The organism is Streptococcus infantis, from assembly GCF_021497965.1.
Taxonomy (GTDB): Bacteria; Bacillota; Bacilli; order Lactobacillales; family Streptococcaceae; genus Streptococcus; species Streptococcus infantis_B.
Genome location: NZ_CP046525.1, coordinates 692,109 through 709,234, shown reverse-complemented (window position 1 = coordinate 709,234; position 17,126 = coordinate 692,109). Strand labels below are relative to the sequence as shown.

Genomic DNA, 17,126 nt, shown 5'->3' with positions numbered 1-17,126 from the left:
TTAATTTTCTATCTTATACTTAACTTTAGATTTCATAATCAAAGGATTAATCCAGTCGTGATATTCTCGAATATCATCAAGAAAAGATCCTCTATTAATCCTTATCTCCTTGTCTTTAGTATTAACTTGATAGTCTATACTGACAGGAATCGATGAGTCTGGAATGAAAGATAGGAAAAAGAATATCATCAACCAGATTAAAAGTGCAAAAAAACCACTGAGAGCCTGAAAAATAAGATGATGCCATTGAAAAATTCTAGTTTTATAGAAGATTGTCCATGGATGAATAAACAAGGTTAAGCCAAGGGCCAAAAACCAGATATTCCACACGATAGGTGTAAAAGCTAAACCGAACAAACCTAAGATAAAATGAATCAGTACAAATACCAGGAACAAAAGGTAAATAATTCTAAAAACAGTTAGATGTTTCGTCATGATTAACTCCTTTTCTTTTCAATATATTTCATTACTAGAGTTATAATAAATGCCAAACTGAAAAAGATCAGATAGGATGCTATAGGAAACCAAATATAGCGGCGATCTAGGGATAAGAGAGATGGCAAAATTCCTTTACTATTTTTCCCACCAATCCCAATAAAGAGATGAACTATTAAACCGATACTATTAAGATAGATAAATAAATCTGCATATCTTTTTATCGTCATTCTTGTCCTAGTCAAGTCTAGGAACCAATAGTCAAATAATCGATATACCAGACAAAAAATATTTATATATATTGGAAAACTATAGTTGATATCTCTATAGGGCGACGGAATAGGAAGACTATTAAAAATAAGATTGATACCTATTCCTATTCCTAAGATGAGACCAAGGATCAGGAAAAAGCCTATAATTTTATGAGAATCTAGCCAGGACTGAAAAACTTCTTGCCTTGATAGATTCTTTTTTGTATTTAATTTTCTTCTATTATTTTTCATTTGAGTGAATTTTCCCCATTTTCTTCTTCTCCTTCATCTCTTTGTTTCATTCTATCTATTTCACTTTTTATACTTGATTAATTGATAATGTTTCAAAGATTGATAGGGACTTCCTTTAGGACTTTTTATTTGAAGAACACATCATCCGCAATTCCTTAACAGGTTTTCCAAGTTCAAGTATTTTTTCTTGACCATCAAAAGTAAAACCCATTTTTTGATAGAAAGCAATGGCTCGCTTATTATCTTTCAATACCCATAAATAAATTTCAGAGAAATGATCGAGAGCAGCAAATGCAGCATGCATTAACTGTTTACTCACACCTTTTCCATAGTAATCTTTTAAAACATATAAGGCGATGATTTCACCAGCTTGAATGGCTGCATCACAAAAATTTCCATAGCTGATAAATCCAACGACCTTCTTTCCATCCATCGCAATCAAGGTATTTTCTGGATACTTTTGACTAAAGAAACGACATCTATCTAATGTCATCGTCTCCTGATATTCCGCGGGTAAAAGATTGTCATAAGCCTCTCTCCACGTTTGCCAATGAACGAGAGATTTTCCTTCTATCTCTTCAGGAGTTTCCATTGTTTTAATGATAATCTTCATTCTTCCCTCCTACTAGTCCAAACTCTTGACTTCCAGCATCATATCACGTATTTGCGCTGCCAACTCAAAGTCAAGCACTTCGACGGCTTCTTGCATTTGTTTTTCCAGTTTCTTGACTAGTTCTTTGCGCTCCTGTTTGTTGAGGCTATTGATATCGACTTCCTTGTCTTCTTCCTTAGCCACAGCTTTTGTGACAGAAATAAGGTCACGGATTTCCTTCTTAATGGTTTTTGGAATAATGTCATGCTCTTCATTATAGGCCATCTGAATTTTACGACGACGGGCTGTTTCATCGATAGCTTTTTGCATAGATTGAGTCATAGTATCAGCATACATGATGACATGACCTTCACTATTACGAGCAGATCGACCGATGGTTTGGATAAGACCACGTTCATTACGGAGGAAACCTTCCTTGTCTGCATCAAGAATGGCAACCAAACTTACCTCTGGTACGTCAATCCCTTCGCGAAGGAGGTTGATTCCAACCAAGACATCAAAGACTCCTAAACGCAAATCACGAATAATCTCCGTTCGCTCCAAGGTCTTGATATCCGAGTGCATGTACTTGACTTTGATGCCCATTTCTTTGAAATAGTCAGTCAAATCTTCTGCCATTTTCTTGGTCAAGGTAGTAATAAAGGTACGCTCGTTCTTTTCAACACGGGCATTGATTTCACCTAAGAGGTCATCAATCTGTCCCATAGTTGGACGCACTTCTACCTCTGGATCCAAAAGACCAGTCGGACGGATGATTTGCTCAATCACAGTGTCTGTTTGTTCCATCTCGTAATCACCAGGTGTCGCTGAAACGTAGACAATCTGGTGAACATGACTTTCAAACTCTTCCCGACGAAGAGGACGGTTGTCTAGGGCAGAAGGTAAACGGAAACCATAATTAACCAACATTTCCTTACGAGAACGGTCTCCATTATACATGCCCTTAATCTGTCCCATGGTCATGTGGCTCTCATCTATCATAATCAAAAAATCATCAGGGAAGAAATCAAGAAGCGTATACGGAGGCTCTCCTTCGCTTCGTCCATCCATGTGACGGGAGTAGTTTTCGACACCATTTGTATAACCCATTTCACGGAGCATCTCAATATCATACTCAGTACGCTGTTTCAAACGCTGGGCTTCAAGGAGCTTACCTTCCTTCTCAAAGAGAGCTAACTGCTCCTCCAACTCGGCCTGGATCTTAGCAATCGCTACTTCCATGTGGTCATCATTGGTCACAAAGTGAGTGGCTGGGAAAATCGCCAAATGATCCACTTCGCCCAGAACTTGCCCTGTCAGAGCTTCGACTTCACGGATGCGATCGATCTCATCGCCGAAAAACTCTACGCGAAAAGCATGTTCATCCCGAGAGGCTGGGAAAATCTCCACCACATCCCCACGCACACGGAATCTTCCACGCTGAAAATCGATGTCGTTGCGTTCAAACTGAATGTCAACCAAATCATTGAGCAGTTTGTCACGAGAAATCTCAAGACCTGGACGCAAACTTACCACACTATCAGCATATTCCTTCGGAGAACCCAAACCATAGATACAAGAAACAGATGCTACAATGATAACATCATTACGCTCCAACAAAGCTGATGTTGCTGAGTGGCGGAGCTTATCAATCTCGTCATTGACCGAACTATCTTTTTCGATATAGGTATCGCTAGAGGGCACATAAGCTTCTGGCTGGTAGTAATCATAGTAAGAAACGAAGTACTCAACAGCATTCTCTGGGAAAAATTCCTTGAACTCTCCATAGAGCTGGCCTGCTAGTGTCTTATTGTGGGCAATGACCAAGGTTGGCTTATTAACTTGCGCAATCACTTGACTCATGGTATAGGTCTTTCCTGTACCTGTCGCACCCATCAGGATTTGGGCTTTCTCACCCCCTTCGATGTTATCAACCAACTGCTCAATGGCCTGCGGTTGGTCCCCAGAAGGTTGGTATTTGGATACAAGTTTAAATTTGTTGTCTGTAATTCTATTGATCATAATAGCCTCATACACATTTTCTATATTTCTATTTTACCATAAAAGGGAAAGACTTTCTGTTTCTCAAATTTCTATCTCTGTTAAATGCATGTCATATCTTCTGACACGAAAAACACAAAATGGTTGCCGGATTCAATTATTTCTGCTATAATTTGAAAATACCCTGAAAGGAGACATCACATGAAGAAAAAAATTCTAGCTTATTTGCTTATTTTATTTCCTATTTTTTCATTAGGACTAGTAAAAGCTGATACTGAGAAAACCAAGTATGTCATTGCCAGTGACTCGTCATTTGCACCATTTGTTTTCCAGGACTCAAGCAACCAATACACTGGTATCGATATGGATCTAATCAAGGCTATCGCTGAAGACCAAGGCTTTGAAATAGAAATCACCAACCCTGGTTTTGACGCTGCTATTAACGCAGTCCAATCTGGACAAGCAGACGGTATCATTGCAGGTATGTCAGTGACTGATGCTCGTAAAGAAACCTTTGATTTCTCTGATTCTTACTATACAGCTAATACTATTCTTGGTGTTAAGGAATCAAGTACTATTTCTTCTTATGAAGATTTGAACGGTAAGACTGTAGGTGTGAAAAATGGTACTGCTTCACAAACCTTCCTAAACGAGAACCAAAGTAAATACGGTTACAAAATCAAAACTTTTTCAGATGCTGCATCTATGTATGATAGTTTAAATACTGGTTCAATTGATGCCGTTATGGACGACGAACCTGTTATTAAATACTCTATCAGTCAAGGACAAAAGTTAAAAACACCAATCGCAGGTACTCCAATTGGTGAAACTGCCTTTGCAGTAAAAAAAGGAAGCAATCCAGAATTGCTAGAGAAGTTTAACAAGGGACTCGCAAACCTTAAGGCAAATGGAGAATTCCAAAAGATTCTTGATAAGTATCTAGCTAGTGATTCTACTACGACAACTTCAACTGCTGATGAGACAACTATTTGGGGCTTGTTGAAAAATAACTACAAACAACTCCTTAACGGCCTTGGAATTACTCTTGCCTTAGCCCTTGTTTCATTTGCCATCGCTATTTTCATCGGAATTATCTTTGGTATGTTTAGCGTCAGCCCATATAAATCACTTCGTTTGATTTCAGAGATTTTTGTTGACGTCATCCGTGGAATTCCTTTGATGATTCTTGCAGCATTTATTTTCTGGGGCATTCCTAACTTTATCGAGTCCCTTACAGGACAACAAAGTCCAATCAACGACTTTGTCGCTGGTACAATCGCCCTCTCCCTAAACTCAGCAGCTTACATCGCTGAAATTGTTCGTGGTGGTATTAAGGCCGTTCCTGTTGGACAAATGGAAGCTAGTCGAAGTCTTGGTATTTCATATGGAAAAACCATGCGTAAGATTGTCTTGCCTCAAGCAACCAAACTCATGCTTCCAAACTTCGTTAACCAATTTGTTATCGCTTTGAAAGATACAACGATCGTATCTGCAATCGGTTTGGTTGAACTTTTCCAAACTGGAAAGATTATCATTGCTCGTAATTACCAAAGTTTCAAAATGTATGCAATTCTCGCAGTCTTTTACCTTGTGATTATCACTCTTCTAACTAGACTAGCTAAACGCTTAGAAAAGAGGATTCAATAATGGCAAAATTAAAAATTGATGTCGATAATTTACATAAACAATATGGAAAAAACAAGGTTCTTAAAGGAATCTCTGTAAAATTCTACGAAGGTGATGTTGTTTGTATCATCGGTCCTTCTGGTTCAGGTAAGTCAACTTTCTTGCGTAGCTTGAATCTCCTTGAGGAAGGTACAAAAGGTCATATTACAGTTAATGGTTATGATTTGACTGACAAAGCAACCAACGTGGACCATGTTCGTGAAAATGTAGGAATGGTGTTCCAGCACTTCAATCTCTTTCCACATATGACAGTTTTGGAAAATATCACTTTCGCTCCTATTGAGCATAAGTTATTAACCAAACCAGAAGCTGAAAAATTAGGCATGGAACTTCTTGAAAAGGTTGGACTTGCTGACAAGGCCAATGCTAATCCTGATAGTTTGTCTGGTGGACAAAAACAACGTGTAGCTATTGCTCGAGGTTTAGCAATGAACCCTGATATCATGCTCTTTGATGAGCCAACTTCTGCCCTTGACCCTGAAATGGTTGGCGACGTTCTTAACGTTATGAAGGAATTGGCAGAGCAAGGCATGACTATGATCATCGTAACTCACGAGATGGGATTTGCGCGTAAGGTTGCCAATCGTGTTATCTTTACTGCAGACGGTGAATTTCTAGAAGATGGAACTCCTGATCAAATCTTTGATAACCCACAACACCCTCGTCTAAAAGAATTTTTGGACAAGGTCCTTAACGCTTAAAAAAACTGCAAGGGATACCTTGCAGTTTTTTTCTTATTTGTATTGGAATTTTGGATTTTTTAGAAAATTATGATAAAATAAAGGATATGAAAATGGGGTTTTCCCATGCCTAGTTGGACTAGGAAACAAAATAGAAATTAGGTAGCTGGATGTCATCTAAAGTTATTGTTACAATTTTCGGTGCAAGTGGAGATTTGGCTAAACGCAAGCTCTACCCTTCACTTTTTAGACTTTACAAATCAGGTAATCTATCTGATCATTTTGCTGTTATTGGAACTGCTCGTAGACCTTGGAGTAAAGAGTATTTCGAATCTGTTGTTGTCGAATCTATTTTGGACTTGGCAGATAGCGTAGAAGAAGCTCAAGCATTTGCTAGTCATTTTTACTATCAAAGTCACGATGTTAATGACACTGAGCACTACATCGAATTACGCAAGCTTCAGGCTGAGTTAAACGAAAAATATCAAGCTGAACACAACAAGCTCTTTTTCCTCTCTATGGCACCTCAATTCTTTGGTACCATCGCCAAGCACCTCAAGTCAGAGCAAATCGTTGACGGTAAAGGCTTTGAACGTTTGATTGTTGAAAAACCTTTTGGAACAGACTATGAGACTGCAAGCAAACTAAACGAAGAACTCCTTGCTACTTTTAACGAAGAGCAAATCTATCGTATTGACCACTATCTCGGTAAAGAAATGATTCAAAGTATTTTTGCTATCCGTTTTGCCAACATGATTTTTGAAAATGTTTGGAATCGTGAGCACATTGATAATGTTCAGATTACCTTTGCAGAACGTCTAGGTGTTGAGGAGCGTGGTGGTTACTATGATGAGTCTGGTGCCCTTCGTGACATGGTTCAAAACCATACCCTCCAGCTCCTATCACTCCTTGCTATGGACAAACCTGCAAGCTTTACAAAGGATGATATTCGAGCTGAAAAAATCAAGGTCTTCAAGAACCTTTACCACCCTAAAGACGAAGAACTCAAAGAGCACTTCATCCGTGGTCAATATCGTTCGGGTAAAGTCGATGGCATGAAATATATTTCTTATCGTAGCGAACCAAATGTCAACCCTGAATCTATGACAGAAACATTTGCTTCAGGTGCCTTCTTTGTAGATACCGACCGCTTCCGTGATGTACCTTTCTTCTTCCGTACAGGTAAACGAATGACTGAAAAAGGAACACACGTGAACATTGTCTTCAAACAAATGGATTCTATTTTCGGAGAACCACTAGCACCGAATGTGCTTACAATCTACATCCAACCAACTGAAGGATTCTCTCTTAGCCTTAACGGTAAAGAAGTTGGAGAAGAGTTCAAACTTGCACATAATTCGCTTGACTACAGAACTGATGCTACAGCTACAGGTGCTTCACCAGATCCATATGAAAAACTGATCTATGATGTTTTGAACAATAATTCAACCAACTTCAGCCACTGGGAAGAAGTAAGCGCATCATGGAAATTGATTGACCGTATTGAGAAACTTTGGGCTGAAAACGGTGCTCCACTCCATGACTACAAAGCTGGTAGCATGGGACCTCAAGCTAGCTTTGATTTACTCAAAAAATACGGAGCTGAATGGACTTGGCAACCGGATATCGCCTATCGTGAAGATGGTCGATTAGAATAATCAAAAACAATCCTGCAAGAATTCTTGCAGGATTTTCTTTTATAGTAAACCTTCTAAAAGCCCCTTCATAAAGTTTTCAGAATTGAATTCACCGATATCATCGATTTTTTCACCAAAACCAATCAACTTAACAGGGATATTGAGCTCTTCACGGATAGCAAGAACGACACCACCTCGAGCTGTTCCATCAATCTTGGTCAATACAATACCTGTCAAAGGAGTGATTTTTGAAAATTCTTTAGCTTGTACAAGAGCATTTTGACCAGTTGAGGCATCTAGAGCTAGGAAGGTTTCATGAGGTGCTTCAGGCACAACACGCTTGATGATACGACCAATTTTTTCCAACTCTGCCATTAAGTTTTCTTTGTTTTGCAAACGTCCAGCTGTATCAATCATGAGAATATCAATACCTTCTGCTACTGCACGTTCCATTCCATCAAAGACCACACTGGCTGGATCAGCTTTTTCTGGACCCGTTACAACAGGCACACCGACACGACGACCCCATTCTGCTAGCTGAGCTACTGCACCAGCACGGAAGGTATCCGCAGCAACAAGCATGACCTTCTTCCCAGCTTGTTTGTAGCGATGAGCTAATTTACCGATTGATGTTGTCTTTCCGACACCATTAACACCTACAAAGAGCATGACAGTCAACCCATCTTGGAAATTAATACTTTCGTTGTAGTTGCCATCCTTCTCATACAGCTCCACCAATTTTTCGATGATAACACGACGAAGTGCTTCAGGTTTCTTAGCATTTTCTAGCTTGGCTTCATAACGCAATTCTTCCGTAAGATTTGAAGCCACCTGGACACCAACGTCACTCATGATTAAGAGTTCTTCTAGTTCTTCAAAGAATTCTTCATCAACTGAGCGGAAATTAGCGAAGAAGGCATTCAAACGGGCACCAAATCCCGTACGAGTTTTCTTGAGACTACGATCATACTTTTCCTGTACAGTCTCTTGTACTTGAGGAGTTTCCTCGGTTGCTTGATTTGCTTCCTCTTCTTCAAAAATTTCTGATTCTGTTTCGTCTGATTGAAGTTGATTAAAATCCTCTTCTTCTTCATCGCTTGAAGTCATATCTTCAACGTGAGATGATTCCACTTGAGGACTTTCTGCCTCTTCAAATAGATTTGATTCATCTTGAGAAACTTCAACTTCATCAAGAGGTTCAATGATAGCTTCTTCTACAACCTCTACTGCAGGTGAGTCTTCATTTGTTTCTTCCTGAGGTTCAGCAGGTAAGATAACTTCTTCTGGTTCTGTCACTTCAGCATTTTCAGATTCCGATGCCTCGTTTTGCTCGTTATCATCTGATAAATCAATGTTTTCTAATGCTTCTTTAACGACATCTTCAATTTTTGGTTCTTCTATTTTCCCAAATAAACGGTCAAATAATCCCATACTTTAATTCTCCTTCAGTACATATTTTTCAATTGCCCAGACGACTGCTTCCTCGTCATTGGTCATAGGAGTTACTACGTTTGCAACTGCTTTGACCTCAGGCACAGCATTTTGCATGGCTACACCAAGACCTGCCCATTCAATCATCGAAAGATCATTAGCTTCATCTCCACAAGCCATCACTTGACTTTGGTCAATTCCTAAATGCTCAATTAACTTAGCTAGTCCTGTCGCTTTATGAACATTCTTTGGTGACCATTCTAGCAAGAGTTCACGTGATTTAAAAATTTCATATTTGTCAAACAATTCAGGAGAAATCTTCAGAATAGCTGCATCCAAGGGTTCTTGAGGAAAGGCAGTGACACACTTATTGTAAGTAATCTGACTAGACAAATCTTCAAAGGCGGTTGGAATGAAGGTTAAAGCTGGGTTAAACTGAGAGTATAAACTTTCTTGGTCTGATTGAATCTGATAAACGATGCCTTCAGAAATAGCATCTAAGGGAATATTTAGTTTTTCAGTTTCTTCGTAAATACGACTCACATCATCAATTGAAAATACTGTCTTATCAAGGATTTCACCCGTATTTTTTTGAACCAAACCGCCATTAAAAGTAATAGTATACTCATCCTCATGACCATCTGTTCCAAGTTCTTTGAGGAAGAAATCCATAGCCTTTAGGGGACGTCCAGTTGTTAGGACTACCTTGACTCCTTGTTCACGCGCAGCCTTCAAAGTGGCCTTGGTACGTTCTGTCAATTTTTTGTCTGTCGTCAGCAAAGTTCCATCCAAGTCTAGGGCAATTAATTTAATATCTGCCATTACAATCCCTCCATATAAGCAATAACTGATTGGTCTTTGTGGTGACCGATAACTGTTTCAGCTAGTTCTAAAATCTCTGGACGAGCATTTTCAGGTGCGACCGGATGTCCTACAACCTGCATCATGTGAAGGTCATTGAGATTGTCACCGAAGGCCATCACTTGATCCATATCTAGATTTAACTTCTTAGCCAATTCGACAATAGCAACTCCCTTATCAACATAGTCTAGAACAATATCGATTGATTCAAACCCTGTAGTCATAGCCTTAACACCAGACACATGTTCATTGACCCAAGCTTCTCCGGCTTCTACTGTCTCTTCTGTAAAGTTCGTTGTGAATTTGAAAATCTCATCGGTAATGTCTTCGAGACTGGCTACTTTTTGAATATTCTCATTGTAATGATGACTAAACATGAGATAGGTTTCATCTACAGTATCTAAAACATAGCAAGCTTTCTTACCAGTCAAGAGCATCTTCTTCTCATCGAAATAAGGGGAAGTCTTTAGCTTTTCAAAAGTTGACAGGTAAAAATCACGTGGCATGGTTGCTTCATAGAGGTCTTGTCCATGAAAGCGAACGAGACTCCCATTTTCAGCAATGAAGATAATCTCATCTTTGACATCCGCAAAATGCTTTTCAAGCGACAAGAGTCCACGTCCCGATGCAACAGCAAAATAAATTCCTCGTTTTTTATATGAAGAGAGAAGAGCTTTTAAGCGCTCCATATCAAATTGGCCCGCTTCATCTAGAAAAGTCCCGTCCATATCCGTTGCGACTAGTTTAATCATAAATACATACATTCTCCAGTTATAAATCTATCTTCTATTATACCATAGATATACCATAGAAAAAGCAAAAAAGACGTGCAGGATGACACGCATTAATATACTAAAAATCAATCCAAAGAGCCAATTCTTATTATAAATATAAGCCCTTCTCTACACTTTCCTGAATTAACTTTTCTGTCAATTTCCATAATTCTTCAGATTCACTTTTTATGAACTTTTTCTTTTCTAATACCATGTCTGCACTGATATTATCAGGGTTATAATTTAATTCTGATACTTCTAAATGATTTATCAGTGGTACCAATGCATCGATAACTCTTGCATATCTTGCTTCAGAACTATGCCCTTTTTCAAATTCCAACCACAAATTTTTCATATTCAAATATTTCTCTTTTGGAAGGAGGCTCATTGTTTTTTCTATAGATTCTAGCTCTCTATCATGAGAATGAACCTTTTTTTCATTATCAAAAACCCAAGTATCTCCGGCATAAATCTCACCTAAATCATGAATCAGTAACATAGAAATCACTTTTTCCATATTCAATTTTTCAGGATAATAATCTTGAAGAACCATTGCAGCTATGGCACCCTGCCAAGAATGCTCAGCACTATTTTCAAATCTTCCATCAAGAGTTCTATTAAATCTTGTTACTGACTTTAATTTCTCTATTTCTTTAATAAAATCAACCGAATTCTTCAAATTACTCATTGCTGCTCCTATCTTATTTTAAATTTTAGATATAATACCAAAAAATATTAATTTCATCAAATATTTCCCGTATTTGCAAAAAATAAAATAGCGCCTAATCTATACGAGATTAGACGCCTATATAAAATAAGTCTCGCTTATTCATCAGTTCAAGGTTCTCTTATCCATATTTGGTAAAGAGAGTCGAAATTTAATGATACAAAGTCGAATCACAAAACCAACAATAGAGAGAATGATAAAGGCAGTAATTCTTGGAAAATGAAGGACAAAGGCTAGCCAGTAGTATACTACTCCAATCACGAAAGATAGAAGGGCATAGATATCTTCTTTTAGAACACTTGGAACTTCATTGATCAGGAGGTCTCGGATAATACCACCACCTGCTCCCGTTAAACAGGCCAAAATACCTGCAGACATCAAATTCAACTTACTATCTGCCAAAGCCGTCGCTCCAATCAAGGAAAAGATAATCAACCCAATGGAATCAAAGATGAGATAGGCTTCCCTCAACCACTTATAGAACTTTTTATCATGACTCGCATTGGCCTGTTTTGAAGTCACAAAGACATACATGATAACAGCTACTAGGATAGAGACATAAATGGGGCTAGGATCTGCTAGAGAAGCTGGAAAGCGACTAATGATGGAATCTCTTAGGATTCCTCCGCCTACTGCAGTTACAATTGCCAATAAACTGATTCCAAAAATATCTAAACGTTTACCAAATCCTTTGATGGCTCCGGACGCTGCAAAAGCTATTGTCCCAATATAATTACAAACCATTAGGAATAGATCAAAATCCATATAAGCTCCTCAAATTATTTTTGTAACCCTTTTGACTTCTTAAAGGTCATTCTAAATGCTAAGCTGAAAATTTGTAACGAGCACTAACTAAGCATCCATATTCTCTAAATCTTTTAGTTTTACAGAGACAATCTTTGATACACCAGATTCTTGCATAGTTACTCCATAGATAGAGTCTGCAGCTGCCATTGTTCCCTTACGGTGGGTAACGACGATAAATTGGCTGTCCTTATCAAATCGATTGAGATAATCACCAAAACGTTTAACGTTTGCCTCGTCAAGTGCAGCTTCTACCTCATCCAAAATTACAAATGGAATAGTCTTAACACGAATGATTGAGAAGAGCAAAGCTAGAGCTGACAAGGCTTTCTCCCCACCACTCATGAGGTTGAGGGATTGGATTTTCTTACCTGGTGGTTGCACAGAGATTTCGACACCTGCAGTCAATAAATCTCCTTCTGTCAGGATTAGGTCTGCTTGACCACCACCAAACATCTGCTTGAAGGTCACTTTAAAGGACTCCCGAATAGCTTCGAATGTTGATTTAAAGCGCTCTTTCACTTCATCATTCATCTCTGTAATGGTTTCAAGAAGCAAATTCTTAGCAGAAAGAATATCATCTCGTTGAGTATTCAAGAATTCCAAGCGTTCGTGTACTTCGTCAAACTGTTCAATGGCATCCAAATTGACCGGACCAAGTGAACGAATGGATTTTTCCAAATCCTTAACCTTTTGTTCAGCGGTTGCCAAATCTTCTAACAGATTGGCTTGCTCTAAAGCTTCCGTATAGCTAATCTGATATTCCTCTGTCAGCTGGCCTTGAAGATAACGAAGACGATCTGTAATCTTCTCTTTAGTCGCTTCCGCACGTGTTTGCTTACGAATCCATTCTTCATTTTGCTGACGAGCTTGTTCTAAATGACTAGCAATATCATCCAGTTGTCCCTCAATGTCATCGAGTTCAAACTGCTTACGAATCAATCCTTGTTGAATTTCTTCCTTCTGACTCTTGGCTTCTGCTTCTTGCTTGGCCAAAAGTTCTGTATCAACTTTTTCAAGATTGTCTACTTTTTCTTGCAAAAGACGTTCAATCTCTTCTTGCTCGTTATTGAGGTTCTCAAGTTCATTGTTAATCCGTTCAATATCGGCAACTTCATAACGCTTCTGTCCAAGCATTTCTGTTTTAAGCAGACGCTCTTGAGAAATTTTTTCCTGCAAGTTTTGGTAGCGTTCCTGAATAGCATTTTTATTGGATTTGATTTCTTCGATTTCAGATTCCAGCTTTTGTTTTTCAGTTGCAATAATTGCGAGACGTTCTTGGCATTTTTCCTTTTCAGCTTGCCAATCTCCACCTCTGAGATTAGTTAATTCTTGCTCCTGAAGTTTCAAGAGTGTCTCAAGTTCTTCGACCTGCTGGCTAGTTTGTTGATAAGCTAAGTACAAGCCTTGTTCCTGGATACGAGCTTGCTCTCCCTGGTACTTAATGGTCTCCAAAGTTTGACTAAGTTCATTCAAGGCTTCTTGAACTGACTTCAGATTTTCTTCCTCTTGGCGAAGAAGTTTTTCTTCTTGAGCAATCTCTTTTTGCAACTGCTCCAATTCAGGCTTGATGAAAATGCTGTTATTTTGACGATTGGCACCACCAGCATAAGAACCACCTGTTCGTAGTTCTGTACCGTCTAGCGTTACCATACGAACTTGATAGCGTACCTTACGAGCAGCATCACGCGCATGCTCAACTGTATCAAAGATAGCTGTGGTAGCTAGCAGATTTTTAAAGATAGCTTCAAGCTTGGCATCAAAGGTAACCAGTTCATCTGCCATACCAAGAAAACCAGGACTTGAGGCAATCACATCTTGATTCTGACCTGAAATGCTACGAGCCTTAATGGTTGTCAAAGGTAGGAAAGTCGCACGACCAGCTCGATTTCGTTTAAGGAAGTCGATAGCTTTAGTCGCTGCCTGTTCGTCTTCAACGATGATGTGTTGGCTACTTGCACCAAGTGCAATTTCAAGAGCTGTCTGATAACGAACATCAAAGGTTAAATGTTCACTGACTGCTCCGATAATACCACCCAAGCGATTTTTTTCTTGGAGAACACTCTTAACACCCGCATAAAAATTGCTATGGTTCTTAAGAATGTTTTCCAAACTTTGCGCCTTGGCCTGTTTGTTTTTCAGACTATCCAAACGGTCAAAGAGTTGATTTTGCTGACTTTGATAAGCCTGCTTTTGTTCTTCTTCTTGCTTAGCATTGGTCTGATAGTCAGCAAGTAAGCTTTGTACCTTTTCTTTAGCTGATTTAAGGGCATGCTCTTGCTCACTAGCCTTGGACTTGGCAGAAGCCAATTGTTCCTTCAAGGATTCTAATTGTTCTTCTTGCTTTTGAGTCTGTTGGCGACTATTTTCAAGGTCATTTTCAATACGTGTCAGCTGGTTAGACACATCCGCTTCTTCCTGTAAGAAAGCCACAAAACGTTCACGCAATTGCTCAATCATTTGATCTGGATCATCAGAAAAAGCTAATAATTCTGCTTCTAAACGATTGAGTTCCTTCGTATTGACCGCTAAATTTTCTTCTAACTGACTGAGATTTGCTTCTTTTTCTTCCTTCTCCTGAATGAGAGCATTTCTCTTTTCGTCCAAACTAGCCAAACGTGCCTGAGCTTCTTGTTGATTGAGAGCGACTTGCTCTGTTTCCAGTTTAGACAGGGCTAACTTACGTTCTAATTCACTGATTAAACCAGTCAAATCCATCAGTGTGGACTGGTCTTTTGTCATCTCAGATTGCAAGTCATGACGTTTCTTTTTGAGAGTTTGGTTTTCTTCTTCTAACTCTTCACGTTTCTGATAGTAGCTGGTCAAAAGTTCTTGAACTTGATTTAATTCTTCTTCTGTTAGATCCAATTCAGCTTTACTTGCTTGAATTTGTGCAACCAAAACATCCAAGTAGATAGCTTTACGCTGACCATCTAATTCTATAAATTTACGAGCTGTTGCTGCTTGCTTTTCTAAGGGCTTGATTTGATTATCTAGCTCATAAATGATATCTTCCAAACGGTCTAGATTGTCTTGTGTTTGTTGGAGCTTGCTTTCCGTCTCTTTGCGACGAGTCTTATACTTCAAAACTCCGGCAGCTTCTTCAAAAATAGCCCGACGTTCTTCAGGTTTAGAGTTGAAGATCTCTTCAACCTTCCCTTGGGAAATAATAGAGAAGGAATCGCGCCCAAGTCCAGTATCTAAGAAGAGATCATGTATATCACGAAGACGGACTTTTTTGCCGTCAATCTTGTACTCACTATCTCCTGTACGATAGATGTGACGCTCTACCTTAATTTCCTGACCTGCATCTTTGATGAAGCCGTCCTGGTTATCTAGGGTAACAACCACAGAAGCATAGTTTAAAGGTTTTCTACTTTCTGTTCCTGCAAAGATAACATCAGGCATCTTCCCCCCACGTAAACTTTTTACACTAGATTCACCTAGTGCCCAACGCAGACTTTCCGTGATGTTTGATTTTCCAGAACCATTAGGTCCTACAACTGCTGTAACCCCCTGGTCAAAAACAATCTTGGTCTTGTCAGCAAAGGACTTAAATCCCTGAATCTCAATTTCCTTTAAATACATGAATCCAGCCCTTCCTCAACTGCATTTTTTGCGGCTTCCTGCTCTGCTAATTTTTTTGAACGTCCTTGACCAGTTCCAAGACTTTTCCCTTCAACAAGGACTTCCACTTGGAACATCTTATCATGGGCAGGTCCAATCTCTGATATCACTTGATAACGAATATCGACATCACCATTGACTTGGAGTAATTCTTGCAAGTGAGTCTTGTAGTCTTTAATCATTTCAAAATCGCCGGCTTCTACTTTTGGTATCATGACTTGATAAATAAAATCCTTCACTCTAGCCAGATTCTTGTCTAAAAGAAGAGCACCCAAAAAGGCTTCAAAGGCATCTCCCAAGATGGTATCACGATTGCGACCACCTGATTTTTCTTCTCCTTTTCCTAGCTTGATAAACTGATCAAACTGGCAATCACGCGCAAAACCAGCTAAACTCTCCTCGCGAACAATCATGGCACGAAGTTTAGATAAATCACCTTCTGGTTTTTTTGGATATTTCTTGTACAGATATTCTGAAATCAATAATTGCAGAACAGCGTCTCCTAAAAATTCCAAGCGTTCATTGTGTGAAATTTTTAAGAGGCGGTGCTCGTTTGCATAACTAGTGTGAGTAAAAGCTGTTTCAAGTAATTGTTTATCTGAAAAAACAAGATCAAAACGTTGCTCTAACACGGCTTCTAATTCTTTCATAAGAACCTCTTTCTAAAACATTATAATACACTCCATTATACCAAAAAAAGGATTCATAGTCAGAAAATAACCGTTAAAACGACTTTTTCTCACTTATCTCTAAAGTCAATCCATTACTAGCAGTTCAAGCTATTTTTTGGTATAATAAATCTTATGGAAATTGAAAAAACCAATCGAATGAATGCTCTGTTTGAATTTTATGCAGCCCTTTTGACTGATAAGCAGATGAACTATATCGAGCTCTACTATGCAGACGACTATAGTTTAGCTGAAATTGCAGAAGAGTTCGGCGTCAGTCGTCAGGCTGTTTATGATAATATCAAACGTACAGAAAAGATACTGGAAGATTATGAAATGAAGCTTCATATGTATTCTGACTACATTGTTCGCAGTCAGATTTTTGATCAAATTTTGGAGCGTTATCCAGAAGATGCTTTTCTACAAGAGCAAGTTGAGATTTTAACAAGTATCGACAATCGGGAGTAATCATGGGCTGTCTAGTTATTTATCAAGGAATACCTTGCAAACTATTAACCGCAGAGGAACCATTTCCTAGTCGACTACAGATTATCTCGCCCAATGATATTTCCAAAGCTATGCAAATAGGTTTTAGCTGTTGGGGATACCCAAATGAAATCATGAAAGAAGTCACACCCGAAGAACTAGAGTGTTTACAACATTTCGGACGATTTCCACTGAATTGAAAAATAGGAGAAAAT

At 38.8% G+C, this 17,126-nt stretch carries 16 protein-coding genes; 5 read left to right on the top strand and 11 right to left on the bottom strand.

Features of this window, described 5'->3' with window-relative positions; genetic code table 11:
- From GOM46_RS03505 to uvrB, 4 genes are all read right to left on the bottom strand, one after another.
- Positions 1-435, bottom strand: coding sequence for a hypothetical protein (locus GOM46_RS03505; protein WP_235084057.1), 435 nt, complete (start codon positions 433-435; stop codon positions 1-3).
- Between the two features lie 2 nt (positions 436-437).
- Positions 438-938, bottom strand: a complete 501-nt coding sequence (locus GOM46_RS03500; protein WP_235084056.1) for a hypothetical protein — start codon at positions 936-938, stop codon at positions 438-440.
- A 115-nt stretch (positions 939-1,053) separates the two neighbouring features.
- Positions 1,054-1,551, bottom strand: a complete 498-nt coding sequence (locus GOM46_RS03495; RefSeq protein ID WP_235084055.1) for a GNAT family N-acetyltransferase — start codon at positions 1,549-1,551, stop codon at positions 1,054-1,056.
- Between the two features lie 12 nt (positions 1,552-1,563).
- Positions 1,564-3,552, bottom strand: a complete 1,989-nt coding sequence (gene uvrB, locus GOM46_RS03490) for an excinuclease ABC subunit UvrB (protein WP_235084054.1) — start codon at positions 3,550-3,552, stop codon at positions 1,564-1,566.
- A 180-nt stretch (positions 3,553-3,732) separates the two neighbouring features.
- On the opposite strand from uvrB, the gene GOM46_RS03485 reads away from it, so the two are divergent.
- The 3 genes from GOM46_RS03485 to zwf all read left to right on the top strand — a co-directional run bounded on the left by GOM46_RS03485 (position 3,733) and on the right by zwf (position 7,555).
- A complete protein-coding gene (locus tag GOM46_RS03485; RefSeq protein WP_235084053.1) occupies positions 3,733-5,178 on the top strand; it encodes an amino acid ABC transporter substrate-binding protein/permease in 1,446 nt (481 codons plus the stop codon).
- Positions 5,178-5,918 carry an amino acid ABC transporter ATP-binding protein gene (locus GOM46_RS03480; protein WP_006150592.1) on the top strand — a complete coding sequence of 247 codons (741 nt, stop codon included), beginning with the start codon at positions 5,178-5,180 and terminating at the stop codon, positions 5,916-5,918. The genes GOM46_RS03485 and GOM46_RS03480 overlap by 1 nt, the downstream gene beginning before the upstream one ends.
- A 149-nt stretch (positions 5,919-6,067) precedes the next feature.
- Entirely contained in the window at positions 6,068-7,555 is a 1,488-nt protein-coding gene (gene zwf, locus GOM46_RS03475) for a glucose-6-phosphate dehydrogenase (protein ID WP_235084052.1), read from the top strand.
- A gap of 39 nt (positions 7,556-7,594) precedes the next feature.
- On the opposite strand, the gene ftsY is transcribed toward zwf, so the two are convergent.
- From ftsY to rnc, 7 genes are all read right to left on the bottom strand, one after another.
- Positions 7,595-8,965 (bottom strand): signal recognition particle-docking protein FtsY, encoded by a 1,371-nt coding sequence (gene ftsY / locus GOM46_RS03470; RefSeq protein ID WP_235084051.1) that lies wholly within the window; start codon positions 8,963-8,965, stop codon positions 7,595-7,597.
- Between the two features lie 3 nt (positions 8,966-8,968).
- On the bottom strand, positions 8,969-9,787 hold the full coding sequence (locus GOM46_RS03465) for a Cof-type HAD-IIB family hydrolase (RefSeq protein ID WP_235084050.1): 819 nt from the start codon (positions 9,785-9,787) through the stop codon (positions 8,969-8,971).
- Positions 9,787-10,578 carry a Cof-type HAD-IIB family hydrolase gene (locus GOM46_RS03460; RefSeq protein WP_235084049.1) on the bottom strand — a complete coding sequence of 264 codons (792 nt, stop codon included), beginning with the start codon at positions 10,576-10,578 and terminating at the stop codon, positions 9,787-9,789. Before GOM46_RS03460 ends, GOM46_RS03465 begins: the two co-directional genes overlap by 1 nt.
- A 130-nt stretch (positions 10,579-10,708) precedes the next feature.
- Positions 10,709-11,287, bottom strand: coding sequence for an HD domain-containing protein (locus tag GOM46_RS03455; protein ID WP_235084048.1), 579 nt, complete (start codon positions 11,285-11,287; stop codon positions 10,709-10,711).
- Between the two features lie 144 nt (positions 11,288-11,431).
- Positions 11,432-12,091, bottom strand: coding sequence for a trimeric intracellular cation channel family protein (locus GOM46_RS03450; protein WP_235084047.1), 660 nt, complete (start codon positions 12,089-12,091; stop codon positions 11,432-11,434).
- An 87-nt stretch (positions 12,092-12,178) separates the two neighbouring features.
- Positions 12,179-15,718 carry a chromosome segregation protein SMC gene (gene smc / locus GOM46_RS03445; RefSeq protein ID WP_235084046.1) on the bottom strand — a complete coding sequence of 1,180 codons (3,540 nt, stop codon included), beginning with the start codon at positions 15,716-15,718 and terminating at the stop codon, positions 12,179-12,181.
- Positions 15,709-16,407 carry a ribonuclease III gene (gene rnc, locus GOM46_RS03440; protein WP_235084045.1) on the bottom strand — a complete coding sequence of 233 codons (699 nt, stop codon included), beginning with the start codon at positions 16,405-16,407 and terminating at the stop codon, positions 15,709-15,711. Before rnc ends, smc begins: the two co-directional genes overlap by 10 nt.
- A 153-nt stretch (positions 16,408-16,560) precedes the next feature.
- Between rnc and GOM46_RS03435 the strand changes: the two genes are divergently transcribed.
- Positions 16,561-16,893, top strand: coding sequence for a putative DNA-binding protein (locus GOM46_RS03435; protein ID WP_125374075.1), 333 nt, complete (start codon positions 16,561-16,563; stop codon positions 16,891-16,893).
- 2 nt (positions 16,894-16,895) lie between these two features.
- Complete coding sequence (locus GOM46_RS03430) at positions 16,896-17,111, top strand: 2-oxoglutarate:acceptor oxidoreductase (protein ID WP_235084044.1); 216 nt, start codon at positions 16,896-16,898, stop codon at positions 17,109-17,111.
- Positions 17,112-17,126 lie beyond the last annotated feature (15 nt).